We start from the raw sequence: 18,685 nt of genomic DNA on the forward strand, positions 1-18,685 counted from the left end.
CGTGAAGGACGCGTGACGGGTCAGCCGGCGGCGCCGTCGGGGGTGATGCGGGTGCGCACGGTGCTCTGCACGTCGCCGTCCTCCGCCGGGTCGGCGGCCAGGCTGCGCAGCCGGGCGACGACACGGGCGTCGGCGGTCTCGGCGTGCCGGGCGCCGATCTCGCGGGTGGTGTCCTCGCAGTCCCACAGGCACTCGACGGCGAAGGAGGCGGGGAACGACGGGTCGGTGGCGGCCAGCGCGCGGGCGGTGACTCCGCGGAGCTGCGAGCTGCCCGTCTCGCGGTAGATGTGCCGCAGCACGGGCGCCGCGGAGGCGATCGCCAGCCGGCCCGCGCCGGCGACGAGATCGCACAACTCCGGCGCGTCGGGCCCCCCGTCGCGCACGCGGCGCAGCAGCACGGCCCGTACGGCACGGGCGTCGCGCGCGGCTCCCCGGCGGGCGAGCATCACCCCGGCCGCGGTGCCGAGCGCGTCCTCGCGGCCCGCCCAACTGCGGGCGGTGCCGAGGGCGGCGGTGGAGCACATCCGGCCGAAGGTGGCGAGCGCGGCCTCGGCGAGGATCTCGGAAGGACCGCAGGCGGCGGCTTCGATGAGGTCGTACGTCTCGGGGTCGCCGGTCGCCGCGAGGTGCGCGACGGCGGCGGCGCGGGCGCCGTCGCCTCCGGCGCGGGCCGCGGCGAGCAGTTCCGGCCGGTCCTCGGGCCCGGCGACGGCGGCGAGGCAGCGGGCCGCGGCGGCGTGCCGGGGCTGCGCCGGGTACTGCTCCAGGCCGTCCTGCGCCCACCGGAGGATCTCGGCCACGCTCCAGCCGGGCCGCGGGCCGCGGGAGCGGAGCTGGCGCTGCCAGCGGTCGAAACTCTCCTGCTCCTGCGCCGCGCGCACCCGGGCGCCCAGCTCGGGGTCCTCGGCCCACAGCCGCCAGGGCCGGGGCTCGAACGCGCCGCGCATCTCCGCGGCCAGCTCGCGCTCGCCCTCGGGGGTGCGCGGGAAGCGGGCCAGCACGTGCGGGGCCAGGGCGCGCAGCCCGGCGTCGTCGTCACGCAGCGCGAGCTCGTCGAGCGCCCACTGCCAGCAGCCGCCGGCGGCGGCGTAGCGGCGGAGGAGCTTCAGGGCGTCGTCACGGCCGTACGAGGCGAGGTGGCCGAGGACGGAGAGGGTGAGCCCGGTGCGCTGCTCGTCGGGGCGCAGCACGTCGTCGGGGGCGAAGAGGTGGTCGGCGAGGGCGTCCACGGGGGCGTCCAGCTCCAGGCAGAGCCGGGCGTAATAGAGCGAGCGGTTCTCCACCTGCCAGTCGTGCCTGGGGTCGTCGATCACGCACTCGTACAGCGCCTGGAGGGCTTCTGCCCTCGGCGCGGCGAGTGCGTGCAGGGTCCCGTCGCCCCGGCCTCGCTGGAGGAGGCCGAGGAGGGTGCCGCTGGGCGCTATGGCTGGCTCGAACATGACGTCAGCATCCGGGGTGGTGGGACCGCTGGCAACGGAATTTTCCGCGGAACGGACAGACCGGGCCACCGACCGGCTGCCGGCTCCATTGCCGCGGCAGCTTACTGGAGTGCGGAGGTCGGGTGAAGTGCGGTCGTGAACCGGCCGCTGGGCATATGCCACAAGCATCTGCTCGGGTCTCGCGAAACGCCTTACGCAGCGTCGCCGCCTGTGCCACAGTCGTAACGGCGAACCGCAGGCCGGCAACGACGCCGGAGCCCGGGCCGGAAGGTATCGGAGATCACGCCATGGCCGCCGCCTCACGACTCCCCCGCGCCGCGGGCCCGCACGCACCCCAGCAGCCGGAACGCAGCCCCGTGGCCACCCTTCTCGCCCAGATCGCCCGGCTGCGCGGCAGCCTGGAGGCGGTACGGCGGGAGACGATCGCCGCCGCGGGGGACGCCGAGGAAGCCGAGCTGCGCTGGCAGCGCGCGCTGTGCGACCTCGCCGCTCGGCAGCTCGACTCCCTGACGGTCCAGCTGGGGCAGTTACGCGCCGGTCACCCGGTCGACGCGGACCGCGAGGACGGCGAAGGACCGGCGGGGGTGTTCCCCGCCGACCCGCTGGACCGGCCGCAGCCCCGGGTGGGCAGTGCGGAGTGGCATCTGCTTTCGGACATCGTCGACTGGTCGGACGAACTCTTCGACATCTTCGGCAGGGACCCCGGCGACGGCCCGCTCTCGCTGGACGAGCTGCCGTCCTGGTTCGACCCCGCCGACCAGCCGCGGCTGACCGCGATGGTCACGGACTGCCTGGTCGACGGCAAGCCGATCGACGGCGAGTTCCGCATCCGCCGCCCGGACGGGGCGCCGCGCACCCTGCACGTCGTCGGCGAGCCCGTCCTGGACGCCGGGGGCGCGACCGAGTCGATGTGGACGGTCGTGCGCGACGTCACCGAGCTGCGCCGCAGCCGCCAGGCGGTGCGGGAGTCGGAGTCCGCGCTCCAGCGCGAGCGGCACTTCGCGGCGGCCGAGCGGCGCATCGCCCGGGAGCTGCACGAGTCGGTGCTGCCGCCGTGGCGCGGCGCCGTCCACCTGCCGGCCGGCGACCCGGCCGCGTTGACCGTGGCCGGACATCACTTTCCGGCCGCCGCCGACACCCCTGTCAGCGGCGTCTGGTACGACGCGCTGCCGCTGCCCGGCGGCGACACCCTCCTCGGCGTCGGCGACGTCGCCGGCCGCGGCGTCCCGGCCGCAGCCGGGATGACGATGCTCCTCGGCGCCCTGCGCGGCATGGCCCTCGGCGGTGCGGATCCCGCCGCGCTCCTCGGCCGGGCCAACGAGCTGCTGGAGGTGTCGGCGCAGCCTGTGCTCGTCGGCACGGTCTGCTGCCGCTACGACCCGGCGGCGCGTACCCTGCGCTGGGCCCGCGCCGCGCACGTCTCGCCGCTGCTCTTCCGCGACGGCACGGGCCGTCCCCTGACCGCCCCCGAGGGCGTGCTGCTCGGCGCCACCGCGGACACGTCGTACGCGCAGGTCAGCGAGGTCTTACAGCCCGGCGACCTGCTTCTGCTGCATACCGCGGGCCTCGGCGCCCGCAGCCCGGAGCCGGCCCGCGAGCGGCTGCTCGCGCTCGCCCCGCGGCTCGCCGCCGCACCCGGTGCGCAGGAGTGCCTGCGCGCCGTCGTCGAGGAGTTCGGCGGCGGACGCCGCGGGGACGACGCCTGCGTGCTCGTGGCCAGGGTGACGGGCTGAGCCACCGCGCCCCGGCGGCCCGGCCCGTCACTCCCCACCCGTCCCCGTACGGCAGCCTCCGGCAGCGCCGGAGCCGCCGTCAGATGGGGCTCTTGCGCCCCTTCGGCGCCTTGGCCAGCGTCTCGCTCATCTCCTCGCGCAGCGCCTTGACCACCGGATCGTCCGAGAACGGCGCGGTGAGCCGGTACGTCTCCCGTAACCGGTCCCAGGTGCGGTGCGAGGAGTTCTCGCCGATGCGCTCCAGCGCGAGCCGGGCGTAGTCCTCGCCCCGGTCCGGGTCGTCGGCGAGGAAGCCCGCCGCGGCCAGGGACACGTAGTCGAGGATCTGGGAGCGCTGGCGCCCGTCCGGCCGCTTGGCGAGGGCCAGTTCGCCGTGCTCGCGGGCGCGGAGCGCCGCGGACGGGTCGTGTTCGGCGAGGGTGCGATAGGCCAGGGCCTGCATGCCGTGCAGGTCGGCCTCGTCGAAGAGCTGCATCCAGGTGGGCGCCGCCGCGTCCGTCCCGTCGGCGGCGAACAGGTCCTCCGCCTCGCCCAGCGTGCGCTGCACCGCCCCCGTGCGGCCCTTCGCCGCCTGCGCCCACGCCTCGATGGTGTGGAGCATCGAGCGCGTACGCGGGTGGGTCCCGGTTCCCGTCCCGGACTTGGCCAGTCCGATCAGCTCCAGCGCGTCGTCCGGCCGGCCCAGGTGGATCATCTGGCGGGCGGCGCGCGACAGCGCCTCCGCGGCGCGCGGCCGGTCGCCGCCCTCGCGCGCGGCGTGCGCGGCGATGACGAAGTACCGCTGGGCGGTGGGCTCCAGGCCCACGTCGTGCGACATCCAGCCGGCCAGCACGGCGAGGTTCGCCGCGACGCCCCACAGCCGGCTCTGCAGCGGCTCCGGGTGCCGGTACGCGAGCATGCCGCCGACCTCGTTGAGCTGGCCCACGACGGCTTTGCGCTGCAGGCCGCCGCCGCGCTCGGCGTCCCAGGCGCGGAACACCTCGACGGAACGTTCCAGCGCGTCGACCTCCTGAGCGCCGACCGGCGTCGCCTCGTATCTGCCGTAGCGCGCCGGCTCGACGGTGAGGGTGCCGCTCCCGGCGGCGGTGCCCGGGGCGGCGGGATCGGAGTGCAGCCACTCGTGCAGGGAACTGGTCAGGGCGGAGCCGGCCGCGAGCGCCGTTCCCGCGCCCACCAGGCCGCGTCGATTGAGCATGAGATCCATTCCCGTGAATTCGGTGAGGACCTCGGCCGTCCGCTCGGGTGCCCAGGGCAGTGCGTCATCGGACTGCCGCCGGACCCGCCCGGGCCCTCCGGCCCGTTCGAAACCGAGATCCTCGGTGGTCACGACACGGCCGAGTCGCTCGGTGAAGAGGACCGCCAGCACCTTGGGCACCGGCTCGCGCGGGATCTCGCCCGTCTCGATCCAGCGCCGCACCCGCGAGGTGTCGGTCGAGAGCTGGGGGTGGCCGGTGGCCGCCGCCTGCCGATTGACCAGCCTCGCCAGCTCGCCCTTCGACCAGCCGGTCATCCCGAACAGGTCGGCGAGCCTGGTGTTGGGTCCCTTGCTCACGTCAAGCCCCCAGGGTCTCGGCTCACTTGACAGTACCGACGGGCCGAAGGCCCGGCGAGCATTCGCCAGGGTTCGCCAGGGTCCGCCAGATGGTGTGCCACCCGTATAGCGGTGTGGGCTATGACTGCGCCAACCGGCCCCGGAGATCGGGGCACATGCCAGCCGCACTGTCTACCCGCATATCCCGGGCTCAGCGGCCGGAGCCGGACCCCCAGCCGGTCACCCGGACGAGTGACCAGGGAGGGTACGGCAGCGGACGGTGGCCCGCGGCGCGCAACCGGCCCGTGCCTGAAGGGATCTGTCTCGCCCATGTACGCAGCATCGGCATCCGTGTCCGCACCCGTCCGTACGGTACGCCCCCCGGCCCCGCACCGGACCGCGGCCGGCGGCGCGCCGTTCCTCGACCCGGGCCGCGCGCCGGCCGCCGGCGCACGCCTGCGACAGCTTCCCGCCACCGCACGCCGTCCCGTCAGCGGCCGGCTCGACCTGACCGGTCCGCACGGCGCGCTCCTGCGCGCCGCCGTCGACTCCGTGCACCGCGTCGTCCCCGACTTCCACCCCGTGCAGGTGCTGCGCCGCAGCAGCCGCACGGTGCTGCTGGTCGGCTCCGCCGGGCGGACCACGGCGGTGGCGAAGTGCCTGGTCGACCAGTCGGCCGCGCGGGTGGAGAAGCTCCAGCAGGAAATAGCTGCCTACCGTACGTTCGTCCGGGCCCGGCCGCCCGTGCGGGTGCCGCGGCTCATCGCCGCCGATCCGGAGAGCTGCACGCTCGTCATCGAGCGCACCCCCGGCCGCGCCGCCGCCCTCCAGCGGCATCCGCTGGAGGTCCCGCCACACGCCGACGTGCGCGCGACGCTCGCCGCGCTGGTACGGATCGGGATGTGGCGGCCCCCCGCCGGGGCGTTCGGCGCACCGCTGGACTACGGCGCGCAGCTCGGCCGGTTCCACGAGCTCGGCCTGCTGACCGACCGCGACATGGGCGACCTGCAGACGCTGCTGCACGGCATCGGCCCGGGGCACCTGCAGTTCTGCCACGGCGACGCGCTGCTGTCGAACGTGCTGCTGTCGCCCGCGGGCCCGGTGCTCGTGGACTGGGAGCAGGCCGGCTGGTACCTCCCGGGGTACGACCTGGCGACGCTCTGGGCCGTGCTGGGCGAGGGCTCGCCCGCGCGCAGGCAGATCAGCCAGCTCGCCCAGGCAGGCGGAACGGTTCACCGGGACGGGTTCCTGGTCAACCTGATGCTGGTGCTGGTACGGGAGGTCCGTACGTACGAGGCCGCCGTGCAGCGCGCGATGAGGGACCCGGCGCCGCCCGTCGGCGTGCACAGCGGGATGAGCGCCGGGGAGGAGCACCGGCTGCTGCTGCGCCGGCTCCACGACGACGTGCAGATGGCGCGCCGCGCGGTGCGGGCGGCGGTCGGAACACGGTGAGCCCGGCGGGGTGGCGCGCCGTGACAGCGCCACCCCGCCCTCTCGCCGGGGGGAGGGGGCCGCGGGTCGCGGTTCCGCGCAACTGCCTGACGTGCGGCGACTCGCCATACAGATGATTGACGGTCTGTCAGTCTGCCGATAGTGCTGGGTGATCGTTCGCCCACGCACCTCGGAGGACCACGTGCCAGGACGTCTCGCGCGCTGCGCCGCCGCCACCGCCGTCCTCCTGCCGCTGCTCGCCGCGGGCTCGCCCGCGGCGGGCAGTGCGCGCTCCGGGGCCGGTGGGCTCCAGGAGTCGTTCGCGGCGGCCGCGCGGCAGTACGGGGTGCCGGAGAGCGTGCTGCTGGGGGTGGCGTACCTGGAGTCGCGCTGGGACGCGCACGGCGGGGCGCCGAGCGTGGCGGGCGGCTACGGGCCGATGCATCTGACGGACCTGCGCGCGGCGACGGGCGAGAGCGGCGGGCGGGGTACGCAGACGGTGCAGCGGGCGGCGCGGCTGTCGGGGATCCCGGCGGCCCGGCTGCGGAGCGACCCCGGCGCCAACGTGCGCGGCGGCGCGGCACTGCTCGCCGACCACGGCCGCCGGCTGGGCGCGGCGCGCGCCGGCGGGGCGGCGGGGTGGTACCCGGCGGTGGCGGCGTACGCGCAGGCCGGGGACGCGGCGACGGCACGGGTGTTCGCGGACGAGGTGTACGCGGTGCTGCGCGCGGGCGTGCGCCGTACCACCGACTCCGGCGAGACCGTCACGCTCCCGGCGGACGCCTCGGCCCGTACCGCCGCCCGTACCGCGGCCGCCCCCGCCGCCCACCGGGCCGCCCCCGATGTGACCGACTGCCCCCGCGAGCTGGCCTGCGAGTGGCTGCCCGCGCCGTACGAGGTCTACGACGGCAAGGACGGCAAGCCCGACTACGGCAACCACGACAAGGCCCGCCGCCCCCACGACCAGCGGGTCCGCTACATCGTCGTGCACGACACGGAGGGCGGTTACGACGGCTCCGTCCGGGCCGTGCAGGACCCCGAGTACGTCTCCTGGCACTACACCCTGCGCTCCTCCGACGGCCATGTCGCCCAGCACGTACGCACCGGTGACGTCGCCTGGCACGCGGGCAACTGGCAGGTCAACTCCCAGTCCATCGGCCTGGAGCACGAGGCGCGGCTGACCGATCCGGACGCCTGGTTCACGGAGGCGATGTACCGCTCGTCGGCCCGGCTGGTGCGCCATCTGGCGCAGGAGTACGACGTGCCGCTGAACCGGCACCACATCATCGGCCACGACAACGTCCCCGCCCCCGACCCGGAGCACGTACCCGACATGCACACCGACCCCGGCCCGTACTGGGACTGGGCGCACTACTTCGACCTGCTCGGCGCCCCGCTGGAGCCGGCCGCGCGGACCGACGGCGGGATCGTGACGATCCGCCCCGACTACGCCGCCCACCGCCCCGAGTACACCGCCTGCACGAAGGACGCCGCCGCCCCCTGCCCGCCCCACGGCTCCGGTGCCGTCCGCCTCCACACCCGTCCCGCCTCGGGCGCCCCGTTGGTCGGCGACCCCGGGCTGCACGGTGACGCGCCCGCCTCCACGGGCGTCAACGACACCGGAGCCCGCGCCTCGACGGGCCAGCAGTTCGCCGTCGCCGGCCGCCGCGGCGACTGGACGGCGATCTGGTACCTGGGCCGCAAGGCGTGGTTCCACAACCCCGCCGCCGCCCCCACGGCCCTCCCGGACGACGGCGCCACCCTCAGCCCGCGCCCCGGCGCCGGCCCGGTCCGGGTCTACGGCCGGGCGCTGCCCGAGGCGTCCGCGTACCCCGAGGGCGTCGAGCCCGAGGAGTCCCGGCCCCTGCCGTACGAACTGCGCCCCGGCCAGCGCTACGCCGTCGGCGACACCATGCCCGGCGAGTACTTCCATGCCCCGGGCCTCACCGACGAGACGGGCACCGCGAGCCGCGTGATCCGGGGCCGCACCCTGTGGCACCAGATCCAGGTGGGCCACCGGATCGGGTACGTGAGGGCGGCGGACGTGACGGTGGTGCGGCCCCGGAGCGACGGTCAGCCGAACGTGTAGCTGCGCCCCGCGCGCGCGTTGACGATCTCCTCCCCGCCGGGGAGGAGATCGCTGCGCAGGGTGAGCCGCCGCGTGCGGTTCGCGTGCAGCACGATGCGGGTCGCCCGGCCTTCGTCCCACGTGATGTCGAGCGTGGCGCCGCCGCGGGCGCGCAGGCCGCGTACGGAACCCGAGGGCCAGGCGGCCGGAAGGGCGGGCAGCACCTCGATGGGGCCGTGCTGGCTCTGGAGGAGCATTTCGGCGATGCCGGAGGTGGCGCCGAAGTTGCCGTCGATCTGGAAGGGCGGGTGGGTGTCCCAGAGGTTCGGCAGGGTGGACGACTTCAACTGCTCGCCGAGCATCTTGTGCGCGTGGTCGCCGTCGGTCAGCCGGGCCCAGAAGTTGATCTTCCAGGCTTTGCTCCAGCCGGTACCGCCGTCGCCGCGCGCGGTGAGCGACACCTTCGCCGCCTCCGCCCACTGACTGCCCACTTCGATCTGCCGCCCGGGGTGCAGGGCGAAGAGGTGGGAGACGTGCCGGTGGTCGTTGTTCTGGTCGTCCAGGTCCGCCTTCCACTCCTGCAACTGCCCCCAGGACCCGATCCGCAGCCCCGGGTCCAGGTCCCGCAGCGCCCGCTCCAGCCGCCCGCGGAACGCCCGGTCGTCGCCCAGCGTGCGGGCGGCTTCGAGCGTGGAGGTGAGCAGGTCGTACACGATCTGCTGCGACATCGACGCCCCGGCGGTGAAGTCGCCCTGCTCGGGTGAGTAGCTGGGGGTGACCACCAGCTTGCCGTCGCGCGGGTCGGTGCGCAGGTTGGCGAGCCAGAACTCGGCGGCCTCCTTCATCACCGGGTACGCGGTGTTCCGCAGGTAGTCCGTCGAGCCGTCGAAGCGGTAGTGCTCGTACATCTGCTGCGTCAGCCAGGCCGCAGCCTCCGGGAACCAGAAGGCGGTCGCCCAGTTGTGCACGCCGGTGAAGCCGTACGGGTTGGTCTCGTTGTGCACCACCCACCCGTCGCTGCCGAAGAGTTCCTTCGCGCTGACGCGGCCGGGGGCGCGCAGGGCTTCCACGAACTCGTCGTACGGGACGGTGGTCTCGGCGAGGTTGGTGATCTCGGCGGGCCAGTAGTTCATCTGGAGGTTGATGTTGACGTGGTAGTCAGCGCTCCACGGCGGGTTGGTGACGTTGTTCCACACGCCCTGGAGATTCGCCGGCGTCGACCCGGGCCGCGAGGAGGCGATGAGCAGGTAGCGCCCGTACTGGAAGAAGAGCGCCTCCAGCGCCCGGTCGGCCGCAGAACCGCCGCCGTACCCCGCCAGCAGTGCGTTCGTCGGTACGTCCGGCGCCTGCCCGCCGACGTCGAGCGCGACGCGGTCGAACAGCTCGCCGTGGTCAGCGACATGGCGCTGCACCAGCTTGGCGTACGGGGAGCGGGCCGCCCGGTCGACGGCGCGCGTGACCCGCTCGTGCGGGTCGGCGGCGCGGTAGTCGGGGTAGGTGTCGGCGTAGTCGGTCCCGGCGGCCAGCACGAACCAGGCCGCGTCGGCGCCGGTCACGGTCAGCGTGCCGTCCCCGGCCGTGACCTTGCCGCCCTCGGTGACCAGGCGGATCTGCGTACCGAAGACCAGCCCGTTGTCCTGGAGAGCGCCGCGGATCGTGAGCCGGTCGCCGCTCGCGGTGGCGGTGTAGTCGTTGCGCGGCGAGGTATAGCGCAGGGTGAACGCCACCCGCCCGGGGCGGTCCGCGCTCAGCCTGCCCACGGCCACGCCATCCGGGTACGAGACGAAGAACTCCCGCAGGTGCCGGGCGCCCTCGTGCTCGTACGCGACGGTGGCCACCGCCCGCCGCAGGTCGAGCCCGCGGCGGTAGGAGGCGTCCGGGGCGCCCGGGGCGGCGGGCAGGTCGAGCCGGAGGTGGCCGAGTACCTGGTACGCGCCGAAGCCGTGCTTGGGCTGGCCCAGCTCCGCGGCGACGGTCTCGGGGCTGAGCCGCCCCTCGGCGTCGATCCGGTCCTGCACCGCCTCCAGCGCGCCCGGCCGTGGTTCGGTCCAGTTGCCGAAGTCGTAGCCGGGGGAGCCGGGGCCGCCGGTCCACAGCGTCTTCTCGTTCAGGGTGAGTTGCTCGGAGGCGAGCGTGCCGAACACCCCGACGCCCAGGGCCCCGTTGCCCAGCGGCAGCGATTCGCGCTCCCAGTCGGCGGCGGGCTTGTCGTACCAGAGGCTCAATTCATCGGAGGAATCAACGGACTCGGAAGCGAACGCCTCCCCGGAGAAGACGGCCGGTCCCATGCCTATCGCGCCTGCGGCGCCGATAGCGGACTTGACAGTGGTTCTTCGTGAGATCCCCTCAGTCATGACGCGTCACGCTAGAGGTCCGATGACTGCATGACAAGACATCGCGCAACGCCGGACGTTGCCGGTGGGAGGGACGAGGCGAGAGGGGGGCGGATTTCAGCCCTGCTGGAACAGCTCCGCGGGCAGCGGCTTGAGCAGGGCGTACAGGTCCTCGGAGATCGGCCGGTCCCACGCGGCGATGGTGACGAGGACGTTGTCACTGCGGTCGAACTGCACGCATGAGACGCGGCTCTCGGAGAGCTTCAGCCTCCGCACGATCAGCAGATTGTCGCCCTGCATCACGGGCGCGTCCTCGACCTCCGTGACGGTCACCGGCTCCTCGTGCTCCAGCGCCAGCAGCAGTTGCGCCACCTCGAAGGGCGGCTGGCCCTCCGGCACGTCGCGCGCGGGCGAGCCCTCGGGCAGGTTCCCGATGATCATCGCGGGGCCGCGGCCGCCGAAGAGGTCGTACCGCAGGAAGACGCCCTGGCAGGTCCCGTCGGGTCCGGGCAGCAGGCCGGCGCCGAGGTCGCCGGGCCAGTCGCCCGGGTCCATGGCCAGGACGTCGAAGTCCGGGCCCGCGGGCTTGGCGGCGCTGCTGCGGCGGCGGAGAAATGCCATGGACCAATCGTACGGGTCCCGCGGCACCGCCGGCCGCCGGGGCGGCCTCCCCCACGTTGCCGATGCGGCATTGCCGGAAGAGGCGTACACCCGGTGCTACGCGAGTAGTGTCTCCCCGTCGACGACAGAGGAGGGGTCGGATGGCGGAAGCCGGGGGCTTGCTGCGGGGACCGGAGGTGTGGGCGTACGTGCTGGACGGGCACGAACGGCTGCGCATCTCGCTGGCAGAGCTCACCGAGGGAAAGGAGCGCGAATCGTCCAGACTGCCGGGCTGGACGCGCGCGCACGTGCTGTCGCACATCGAAGGCATCTGCCGGGCGCAGACGCGCCAGGCGCGGTACGCCCTGAAGGGCGAGCTGATCGAGGTGTACGACGGCGGCCGGCCGGCCCGCGACGCGGGCATCGAGGCCGGTGCGGTACGGAGCGCCGCGGAGTTGACCGCGGCGGTCACGGCCACCCTGGCGGAGGCGGAGGCCGTCTGGGGGTCGGTGGGAGACGCGGACTGGGACCGCCCGGTGCGCTATCGCGACGGCGACCTGCTGGGCGCCCTGTACTGCTGGTGGCGCGAGCTGGAGGTGCACACCGCGGACGCGAAACTGGAGACCTGCTCGGCGGCCTGGCCGCGCGAGTTGTGCCTGCACCTCTTCGACTTCCTCGCGCCGCGCGTGCCCGCGGGGCTGACGCTGGTCGAATCGGACGGCCCCGTACGGCACACGTTCGGCGCCGGAGGCACCGGCGGCGGTGACGACTCGGCCGGTCGCGCCCCGGTGGTGAGGGGCCGGCTCACGGACCTCGCCTCGTGGCTCGCGGGCCGCGAGCCGCACCATCGGCTCGACGGCCGGCTCCCCGACTTGGGGCCCTGGCCGTGACCCGAGTCGTGAACCTGTGGCGGGCCGGCCTCAGCGCCGTACCGCCGCACGTGTGGCAGGAGACGGACGCCGAAGTGCTCGTCCTGGCCGAGAACGCGCTGACGCACGTCCCGGACGACATCGCCGCCCTGACCCGGCTGCACACCCTGGACCTCGGGCACAACGCACTCGTCGCGGTGCCCGAGGCCATCGGGGAGCTGACGGCCCTCAGCGGCTGCCTGTACCTGCACCACAACCACCTGACCGTGCTCCCCGCCGCGCTCGGCCGGCTCCACGCGCTCGGTTACCTGAACGTCGGCTCGAACCCGCTGCGTGCCCTGCCCGAGGAGGTGGGCGACATGGCGGGCCTGGTGGAGCTGCGCGCGCAGGAGTGCGGGACGAGCGGGCCGGCCTTCCTGCCGGAGTCGATCGGGCGGCTGAGCGCCCTGCGCGAGTTGTGGCTGCGCGGCAACGCGCTCGGTTCGCTGCCCGACTCGATGGCGGGCCTCGGCGAGCTGCGCGAGCTGGAGTTGCGCGAGAACGCGCTGCCGGAGGTGCCGGACGTACTGGCGGAGCTGCCGATGCTGCGCCGCCTGGACCTGCGGGCCAACAAGATCCGCGACATCCCGCCGTGGGTGGCGCACATGCCCGCGCTGGAGAAGCTGGACCTGCGCTGGAACGAGGTCGAAGGCACCGAAGCCCCGCTCGTCGCGCTGCGCGAGCGGGGCTGCGTCGTGCTGGTGTGACGGGACGGGGACCGCCGGCGTGACGGACGGTTCTGCTCACGCCGGGGGTCCCGGATCCGGCATGCGGGGGCGGCGTCAGGTCAGGTCGAACTCGCCGTCACGGGCGCCGAGGACGAAGGCACGCCACTCCCCCGGGGTGAAGATCAGCGCCGGCCCTTCCGGGTTCCGCCCGTCGCGCATGGCGATGTATCCCTCCACGAACGCGATCTCGACGTCCCCCACCCCCTGGCTGCTCGACTGCCACGTGGCGCCTGTGAGATCGAGCTGCGGTTTCCCGCTGCCCGCCGCCGGCTGCTGAGTGGTGCTGTTGGCCACGTCCTGCTCCTCCCGGTGAGCGTCGTCCGCAGCCAGGGTATCCACGACGACGGGCGGCGGAACAGGCCACGATAGGGGGACCGGGAAAGGTGGTAGGGGCCCCGGTTTCCCGCGGTTCAGCCGGCGGGTCCTCCGGCCTCGGTGGCCAGGTCCGCGACGACCGCGCAGTGATCCGAGGGCCACACCCCGTCGACGGGCCCGTCCCCCGCCCGCCGCACGTCCCGTACGTGCCCCTCCCCCACCGGTCCCGGCGGCCCCACCAGCACGTAGTCGATCCGCGTGTGCCACTCCAGGGTCCGCGCCGCGTACGGGTTGGCGAGGTCCCAGGTCGCGCCGACCGCGGTCGGATGGGCGTAGCGCCAGGCGTCGAGGAGGACCTGCCCCCGGACGGCGGGCGCGGTCTTCGTGCCGCAGAGCAGCCGCATCTCGTCGGAGTCGGGCTCGGCGTTGAAGTCGCCGGTCACCACCGGCGGGAAGTCGCCGTCCCCGCGCCGCTCGTGCACGAACCGGGCCAGCGCCGACACCTGCGCGGTGCGGGTGGCGGAAGCGTACGGATAGGAGATCAGGTGGGTGGTGAAGAACGGCACCGTCACGCCCCCGGGCGCGGCCACGCGCGCGTACAGTGCCTGCTGCCCGTCCGGCTCCTCCTCGCCCGCGGGCAGCACGGCGGTGTCCTGCTCGGTGATCGGCCAGCGGGAGAGCACGGCGTTGCCGACCTCGACCGTGGGATCGTCGATACGCCGCTGCCAGCGGCCGGGTTCGGGTGACGGCGCCCAGGCCCAGTGCATGCCCAGTTCGCTGGCGAGCCACCCCGCCTGGTTGTCGGCGCCCCGGCCCCAGACCTCCTGCAGCCCGACGACGTCGGGGCGTTCGTCGCGGAGGGTCTCGAGGATGGCCTTGCTCCGCTCCTGCCACGGCCCGAAGCGCCACCAGAGATTCCAGGTCATGACGCGGATCATGCGTTCGTATCCCAACCACGGGCCGACTTTGTGATCAGAGGCTATCTCTACGGGCCCGGAATGATGTGCGAGAGTCACGCGGATGGAGCTGATCGGGCGGGGACGAGACGCGGACGTGTACGCGCTGGTCGAGGACCGCGTGCTGAGGCGCTACCGCGGGGGCGGCCCGCGCAAGGCGGCCGCGGAGGCCCGGCTGATGACGTACCTCGGCGAGCGGGGCTTCCCCGTGCCGCACGTGTACGACGCGAACGCCACGGACCTCGTGATGCAACGCCTCGAAGGCCCGACCATGGCCGCCGCGCTGCGCCGCAGCCCCTGGCGCTGCACCGCCTACGGCCGGATGCTCGCCCGGCTCCACGACCGGCTGCACACCGTGCCCGCCCCGGAGTTCCTGCCGCCCTCCGCCGCGTCCGGGAGCGGCGACCGGGTGCTCCACCTCGATCTGCACCCGGAGAACGTGGTCCTCACCGCGCGCGGCCCGTACGTCATTGACTGGTGCAACGCGGCCGCGGGCGAGCCGGCGTGCGACGTGGCGATGACGGTGTGCGTCCTGCGCGGCGTGGATCCCGGCCCCGGTGAGTCCCTGGCCGTACGCATCCTCCTCCGGGCCCTGCTCCGCACCACCGCCACCGACCCCACCCCGGGCTACGCCCAGGCCCTCCCCGCCCGCCTCTCCGACCCCAACCTCACTCCGGCCGAGGCCGACCGCCTGCGACGGGCGCTGGGCGGGTGATTTCCCAACCCCTTGCGGTGAGGGGACGTTGGGCGGACGGCACAGTGACGCCCCGGCCTGTCTCCTCCCGCAAACACAAGAAGAACTTCACACGGGGGATCACTCGGGCGGCGGGGGAGAGTCGTCCCGGTCCCGGTCCCGGTCCCGGTCCGGGCCTTGCTGCTGGGGCGGGCTGGGGGCGCCGGCGATGGCGTTCTGGAAGCGGGTGCGCAGGCCGCTCCAGCGGGCGTCGTGACGGGCCGCGCGGCGGGTGGCGCGGGCGAGCTTGTGCGGCCGGCGGGCGTAGAAGCGGTGCGCCCAGGGCGATGCGGGGCGGGCCAGGCGGATCGCGCCGACCGCTCCGACCAGGGGGATGACCACGCCGAGCACGCCCATACGGAACTTGCCCTTGGCGAAGGAGACCACGGCGATGAGGGCGCCGACGACGATGTTGACCGACCACAGGAGCGCCCCTTGCTCCTGCAGTCCTCCTTGGTCGTCCACGTCGAAGGGGGACGAGCCGATCAGCACCATGCCGACGACCACGGTCGTCAGCACGGTGACCTCGACCGAGGCACGGCCCTGCTCGCTCCAGTAGACGTCGTGCAGGTGGACGATGAGGGCGAACTCGTCGAGCACCAGACCCGTGCCCATGCCGAACACGACGGCGACCACGGACTCGGCGACCACGCCTCCCTCCACGAAGACCGCGCCGAAGCCCCCGATCACCATGAGAACGACCCCCGGCACCACGTGGTGGATGTGCATCCCGCCGGGGTCGACGTTCCGGAAAGGTCCCCGACCGGCGCGGATCATGCGGGTGATACCGCGGGTGACGAGGAAGGTGACCACCAGGGCCGCCAGGGCCAGCAGCGGCGGCACCCGCGCGGTGTCGACCATGGTGAGGGTGAGCCGGCCGTCGCCCATGCCGCGTCCACACCTTTCGCCTGGATTCAGAGGTCTTCCAGGTTATTGCCCCGAAGTGCGCAGCAGAGGAACCGCCGCCTCGCGATCGCGGCCGAGTTCATGGACGTTCGCCCCGGGATGAAGGGGATCACGATCCTCTTACGAGCTCCGAAAACGAAACACTCCCGGACGGAAAGCCGCCCGAGAGTGTTTACCGCGATCCGCTTTTACGCGGGCTCAAGAGGCCGCGCAGACAGGCATGGGGTCATGGTCGCCGGATGGGGCGACCGTCCCAGCAGCGGGTGGTCCAGGCACGGCGGATGAGGATGCGCACGGAGATCAGAGGGTCGTAACAGTGTGATCACTAGATCCTCTGGCTGTTCTGCTATTGGGGTGCTCCCTCGCGCTATCCGCCTGTGGTCCTCAGTTGGGGAACAGGACGACCACGCTGTTGGGGCTGTTCTCCAGGGTGACCACCGGGCACGACGTCTCCTGCGCGCTCTCCTTGGTCTTGATCTGGAAACCGCAGAAGGGCGAGTTCTCCCAGTCGAACTCGTCGATGTTGCTGAGCACGGGGATGTTGTTCGCCTCGGTCCCCTTACCGTTGCTGGCGCCGGCCACGCCGACCGTGGCGAAGAGGATTCCGCACGTGGCCACGGCCACCCCTGCGATCTTCCTGACGTTGCGCATGTTCTCTCCTTCGTTGTGCTGCCCTCGGAAACGGGCAGATACGGTAGAGAACCATGTCCAAGATCGATACGTGAGGAAATCCACCCTTTGATCACTCGCCCGGCCTACGAATCCCCAAATTCCACAGGTTCCTTGGGGCAGCGCCGGTGCGCGGCGACAATGCAAGGATCTCCGGTGATGTGCGACCCGCGTCGAGACGCGGTCGCGGAAATCCGGCAGTTGCGGAAGTCCGGAAGAACGCGAAACCGCGGCGACCAAGAAGTGGCTATGACAGGGCCGGCGGTGTGCGCATCGCCCGGCGGCCCGCCGGTCACGCCGGATCGGCGTCCCGTCATCCGGCTCCTCAGGCCCTCGAACGCCTCCTGCCGGCGGGCAGGGTCTACGCTGTGACCTGAGGCCACCGCATAATCGTTTCTCTTCACACACCGATGATCAACGGTGGCCGCACCCGTCTCCACACCGCGTCAGGTCGCGCAGCGTCCGTCTGCCGTCCTGTGTATCGGAGGGCTTGTGCAACGTGGCGAAGTCTGGTGGGTCCAGTTCGACGAGCGGAGGTTGGTCGTACTGCTGTCAGGAGACGACGCGTCCGGCTTCCAGGTGATGCAGGTCGTCGCTCCGGCGGGCCACGACATCAGTGGTCTGGGCATCGAAGTGACGGTCGGCGCCGGTGAAGGACTGCCTCTCGAAGGCGTGCTGCGGCTCGCGTTCCCGCGTCCAGGCTTCACCCCGTGCACGTGGCTGACCACCGTGTCCCGGGACGACCTGATAGAGCGGGCGGCCGTCCTGTCCTCCAGGAAGCTCAGCGAGATCGACGATGCCTTCCGACTCGCTGAACAAACACAGGAGGTGACTCCGGCAGCGACCGCCAAGCTCAGCGGGATAAGGGACGCCCTCCGTCGCGGTGAACTCGGGTAGCCGGCGAAGGAGCCGACGCCCGCAACGGCATGGGCTCTCGGGCGAGATGATTGCAAGGCCCTTCTGCTGGAGCGCCTGGGCGCTCCGATGTACGACATCGTCGCCGACCCTGCAAGCCGCCACAACCTGCTGTGCGAAGTGGCGGCACGCCTGTGGCGTCCGATCGGTCCCGACACTGACCTTCCCACGGGCGCGAAGTCGGCTGAGCAGTACGCCGATCGGCTGCCAGAACTATGGGAGCAGGCGGGGGGCAGGCCGCCATCGACCCGGTGAACCTATGCCCGTCACACACAGACAGGGACAGCGTGAGAGAGGCAGCTAGAGGCCAAGGCGCCCGGGGCGAGTTCATCCGTCTGCTGAGCGAGGCGGTCGGGGCCGTCGCGAGCGCGCATCCCGTGCGGGTCGCCGTCGACGGGCCGCCCGCCGCCGGGAAGACCACGCTCGCCGACGAGTTGGCCGTCGCCCTGCGCGGGCAGGGCCGCGAGGTCATCCGCGCGACCGTCGACGACTTCCTCGTCCCCCGCGCCCAGCGCTACCGGCGCGGCCGGTACTCCGCCGAAGGCTGCTACTTCGACGCCCACGATCGCGCGGCGCTGTGCCGGGTCCTGCTCGATCCGCTGGGCCCGGGCGGAGACCGACGGTTCCAGCCCTCGGTCTACGACAGTGACACCGACACCGCGCTGTCCCCGCCGGCGATGACCGCCCCCGCCGACGCCGTGCTCGTCTTCGACGGTGTCTTCCTCCTGCGTCCTGAACTCCTCGACCGGTGGGACCTGCGCATCTTCGTGTCCGTCCCCTTCGAGGAGACGGTTGTCCGCGCCCGGGTACGACGTACGGCGTCCGCCGGATCCGCCGCCGACGTCGAACGGTCCTGGCGCGACCGTTACATCCCCGCCCAGCAGCTCTATTTCGCCGCAGCCCGCCCCGCCGAACACGCCGACGTCATCGTGTACAACGAAGAGCTCCAACGGCCGAGCTGGGAAGTCCGGCCGCAGTGAATACGGGCTTGTAGGGTCGGACGATGACGCGCAGTTTGCAGTGCATCGTGCTGGACTGTCCGCGGCCACGGGAGCTCGCCGCGTTCTACCAAGCCCTTCTCGGCGGGGAAGTCGACCGGGCGGACCCGCGTTGGTCCCTCGATGACGACTGGTCGACCTTGCACCTGCCGGACGGCGGGGTGCTGGGCTTCCAGCGGGCCCATGACCACCGGCCGCCCCGCTGGCCGGACCCGGCCCACCCGCAGCAGTTCCACCTCGACATCGCCGTCGACGACGTAGCGGCGGCCGAGCGCGACGCGCTGGCCAACGGCGCGAAGGTCCTGCGCGACGAGGGCGATTGGGGCGTCTACGAGGATCCGGCGGGCCATCCGTTCTGCCTCGTACCGGAGTGAGGTGCCGCCGGGCGGGTGGCCGGGAAGCCACCCGCCTCGGCTCAGACG

General features: G+C 73.1%; 17 protein-coding genes. 9 read left to right on the plus strand and 8 right to left on the minus strand.

What is annotated here, in order from left to right:
- Nucleotides 1-20: 20 nt before the first annotated feature.
- A complete protein-coding gene (locus DMB38_RS01625; RefSeq protein WP_125933623.1) occupies nucleotides 21-1,439 on the minus strand; it encodes a HEAT repeat domain-containing protein in 1,419 nt (472 codons plus the stop codon).
- 287 nt (nucleotides 1,440-1,726) lie between these two features.
- On the opposite strand from DMB38_RS01625, the gene DMB38_RS01630 reads away from it, so the two are divergent.
- Complete coding sequence (locus DMB38_RS01630) at nucleotides 1,727-3,172, plus strand: SpoIIE family protein phosphatase (protein WP_125933624.1); 1,446 nt, start codon at nucleotides 1,727-1,729, stop codon at nucleotides 3,170-3,172.
- A 79-nt stretch (nucleotides 3,173-3,251) separates the two neighbouring features.
- On the opposite strand, the gene DMB38_RS01635 is transcribed toward DMB38_RS01630, so the two are convergent.
- Nucleotides 3,252-4,724: a hypothetical protein gene (locus DMB38_RS01635; RefSeq protein WP_125933625.1), complete on the minus strand. Its 1,473-nt coding sequence runs from the start codon at nucleotides 4,722-4,724 to the stop codon at nucleotides 3,252-3,254.
- A gap of 309 nt (nucleotides 4,725-5,033) precedes the next feature.
- Here DMB38_RS01635 and DMB38_RS01640 point away from each other — a divergent pair, with 309 nt between their 5' ends.
- Nucleotides 5,034-6,155 carry an aminoglycoside phosphotransferase family protein gene (locus DMB38_RS01640; RefSeq protein WP_125933626.1) on the plus strand — a complete coding sequence of 374 codons (1,122 nt, stop codon included), beginning with the start codon at nucleotides 5,034-5,036 and terminating at the stop codon, nucleotides 6,153-6,155.
- 181 nt (nucleotides 6,156-6,336) lie between these two features.
- The gene (locus DMB38_RS01645; RefSeq protein ID WP_125933627.1) at nucleotides 6,337-8,223 is read left to right on the plus strand and encodes an N-acetylmuramoyl-L-alanine amidase; all 1,887 of its coding nucleotides are present in this window, start codon (nucleotides 6,337-6,339) and stop codon (nucleotides 8,221-8,223) included.
- On the opposite strand, the gene DMB38_RS01650 is transcribed toward DMB38_RS01645, so the two are convergent.
- Nucleotides 8,208-10,556, minus strand: coding sequence for a glycoside hydrolase family 95 protein (locus DMB38_RS01650; RefSeq protein ID WP_125933628.1), 2,349 nt, complete (start codon nucleotides 10,554-10,556; stop codon nucleotides 8,208-8,210). The two genes, DMB38_RS01645 and DMB38_RS01650, sit on opposite strands and share 16 nt — an antisense overlap.
- 96 nt (nucleotides 10,557-10,652) lie before the next feature.
- The gene (locus tag DMB38_RS01655) at nucleotides 10,653-11,156 is read right to left on the minus strand and encodes a hypothetical protein (protein ID WP_047014457.1); all 504 of its coding nucleotides are present in this window, start codon (nucleotides 11,154-11,156) and stop codon (nucleotides 10,653-10,655) included.
- A 140-nt stretch (nucleotides 11,157-11,296) separates the two neighbouring features.
- On the opposite strand from DMB38_RS01655, the gene DMB38_RS01660 reads away from it, so the two are divergent.
- Nucleotides 11,297-12,025 carry a maleylpyruvate isomerase family mycothiol-dependent enzyme gene (locus DMB38_RS01660; protein ID WP_125933629.1) on the plus strand — a complete coding sequence of 243 codons (729 nt, stop codon included), beginning with the start codon at nucleotides 11,297-11,299 and terminating at the stop codon, nucleotides 12,023-12,025.
- 8 nt (nucleotides 12,026-12,033) lie between these two features.
- Nucleotides 12,034-12,750: a leucine-rich repeat domain-containing protein gene (locus DMB38_RS01665; protein WP_125938749.1), complete on the plus strand. Its 717-nt coding sequence runs from the start codon at nucleotides 12,034-12,036 to the stop codon at nucleotides 12,748-12,750.
- A 75-nt stretch (nucleotides 12,751-12,825) separates the two neighbouring features.
- Here the strand turns inward: DMB38_RS01665 and DMB38_RS01670 are convergent, their stop codons facing one another.
- The gene (locus tag DMB38_RS01670) at nucleotides 12,826-13,065 is read right to left on the minus strand and encodes a DUF397 domain-containing protein (protein WP_027757485.1); all 240 of its coding nucleotides are present in this window, start codon (nucleotides 13,063-13,065) and stop codon (nucleotides 12,826-12,828) included.
- Between the two features lie 116 nt (nucleotides 13,066-13,181).
- Complete coding sequence (locus tag DMB38_RS01675; RefSeq protein ID WP_125933630.1) at nucleotides 13,182-14,024, minus strand: endonuclease/exonuclease/phosphatase family protein; 843 nt, start codon at nucleotides 14,022-14,024, stop codon at nucleotides 13,182-13,184.
- Between the two features lie 82 nt (nucleotides 14,025-14,106).
- On the opposite strand from DMB38_RS01675, the gene DMB38_RS01680 reads away from it, so the two are divergent.
- Nucleotides 14,107-14,757, plus strand: coding sequence for a phosphotransferase (locus DMB38_RS01680; RefSeq protein WP_125933631.1), 651 nt, complete (start codon nucleotides 14,107-14,109; stop codon nucleotides 14,755-14,757).
- Nucleotides 14,758-14,856: 99 nt separating this feature from the next.
- On the opposite strand, the gene DMB38_RS01685 is transcribed toward DMB38_RS01680, so the two are convergent.
- Both DMB38_RS01685 and DMB38_RS01690 read right to left on the minus strand, forming a co-directional pair.
- Nucleotides 14,857-15,663, minus strand: coding sequence for a hypothetical protein (locus tag DMB38_RS01685; RefSeq protein ID WP_125933632.1), 807 nt, complete (start codon nucleotides 15,661-15,663; stop codon nucleotides 14,857-14,859).
- A 402-nt stretch (nucleotides 15,664-16,065) separates the two neighbouring features.
- Entirely contained in the window at nucleotides 16,066-16,332 is a 267-nt protein-coding gene (locus tag DMB38_RS01690) for a hypothetical protein (RefSeq protein WP_125933633.1), read from the minus strand.
- Nucleotides 16,333-16,842: 510 nt separating this feature from the next.
- Between DMB38_RS01690 and DMB38_RS01700 the strand changes: the two genes are divergently transcribed.
- The 3 genes from DMB38_RS01700 to DMB38_RS01715 all read left to right on the plus strand — a co-directional run bounded on the left by DMB38_RS01700 (nucleotide 16,843) and on the right by DMB38_RS01715 (nucleotide 18,637).
- Complete coding sequence (locus DMB38_RS01700) at nucleotides 16,843-17,247, plus strand: type II toxin-antitoxin system PemK/MazF family toxin (protein WP_125933634.1); 405 nt, start codon at nucleotides 16,843-16,845, stop codon at nucleotides 17,245-17,247.
- Nucleotides 17,248-17,552: 305 nt separating this feature from the next.
- Nucleotides 17,553-18,245, plus strand: coding sequence for a cytidylate kinase family protein (locus DMB38_RS01710; protein WP_240661914.1), 693 nt, complete (start codon nucleotides 17,553-17,555; stop codon nucleotides 18,243-18,245).
- Between the two features lie 23 nt (nucleotides 18,246-18,268).
- Nucleotides 18,269-18,637, plus strand: coding sequence for a VOC family protein (locus DMB38_RS01715; protein ID WP_125933635.1), 369 nt, complete (start codon nucleotides 18,269-18,271; stop codon nucleotides 18,635-18,637).
- Nucleotides 18,638-18,685: the final 48 nt, after the last annotated feature.

Source organism: Streptomyces sp. WAC 06738 (genome assembly GCF_003945505.1).
Taxonomy (GTDB): domain Bacteria; phylum Actinomycetota; class Actinomycetes; order Streptomycetales; family Streptomycetaceae; genus Streptomyces.

Bases quoted from the DNA above. Each gene is read 5' to 3' on its own strand.
- DMB38_RS01625 (WP_125933623.1), bottom strand. From the start codon at position 1,439: ATGTTCGAGCCAGCCATAGCGCCCAGCGGCACCCTCCTCGGCCTCCTC.
- DMB38_RS01630 (WP_125933624.1), top strand. From the start codon at position 1,727: ATGGCCGCCGCCTCACGACTCCCCCGCGCCGCGGGCCCGCACGCACCC.
- DMB38_RS01640 (WP_125933626.1), top strand. From the start codon at position 5,034: ATGTACGCAGCATCGGCATCCGTGTCCGCACCCGTCCGTACGGTACGC.
- DMB38_RS01650 (WP_125933628.1), bottom strand. From the start codon at position 10,556: ATGACTGAGGGGATCTCACGAAGAACCACTGTCAAGTCCGCTATCGGC.
- DMB38_RS01655 (WP_047014457.1), bottom strand. From the start codon at position 11,156: ATGGCATTTCTCCGCCGCCGCAGCAGCGCCGCCAAGCCCGCGGGCCCG.
- DMB38_RS01660 (WP_125933629.1), top strand. From the start codon at position 11,297: ATGGCGGAAGCCGGGGGCTTGCTGCGGGGACCGGAGGTGTGGGCGTAC.
- DMB38_RS01675 (WP_125933630.1), bottom strand. From the start codon at position 14,024: ATGATCCGCGTCATGACCTGGAATCTCTGGTGGCGCTTCGGGCCGTGG.
- DMB38_RS01680 (WP_125933631.1), top strand. From the start codon at position 14,107: ATGGAGCTGATCGGGCGGGGACGAGACGCGGACGTGTACGCGCTGGTC.
- DMB38_RS01685 (WP_125933632.1), bottom strand. From the start codon at position 15,663: ATGGGCGACGGCCGGCTCACCCTCACCATGGTCGACACCGCGCGGGTG.
- DMB38_RS01690 (WP_125933633.1), bottom strand. From the start codon at position 16,332: ATGCGCAACGTCAGGAAGATCGCAGGGGTGGCCGTGGCCACGTGCGGA.
- DMB38_RS01715 (WP_125933635.1), top strand. From the start codon at position 18,269: ATGACGCGCAGTTTGCAGTGCATCGTGCTGGACTGTCCGCGGCCACGG.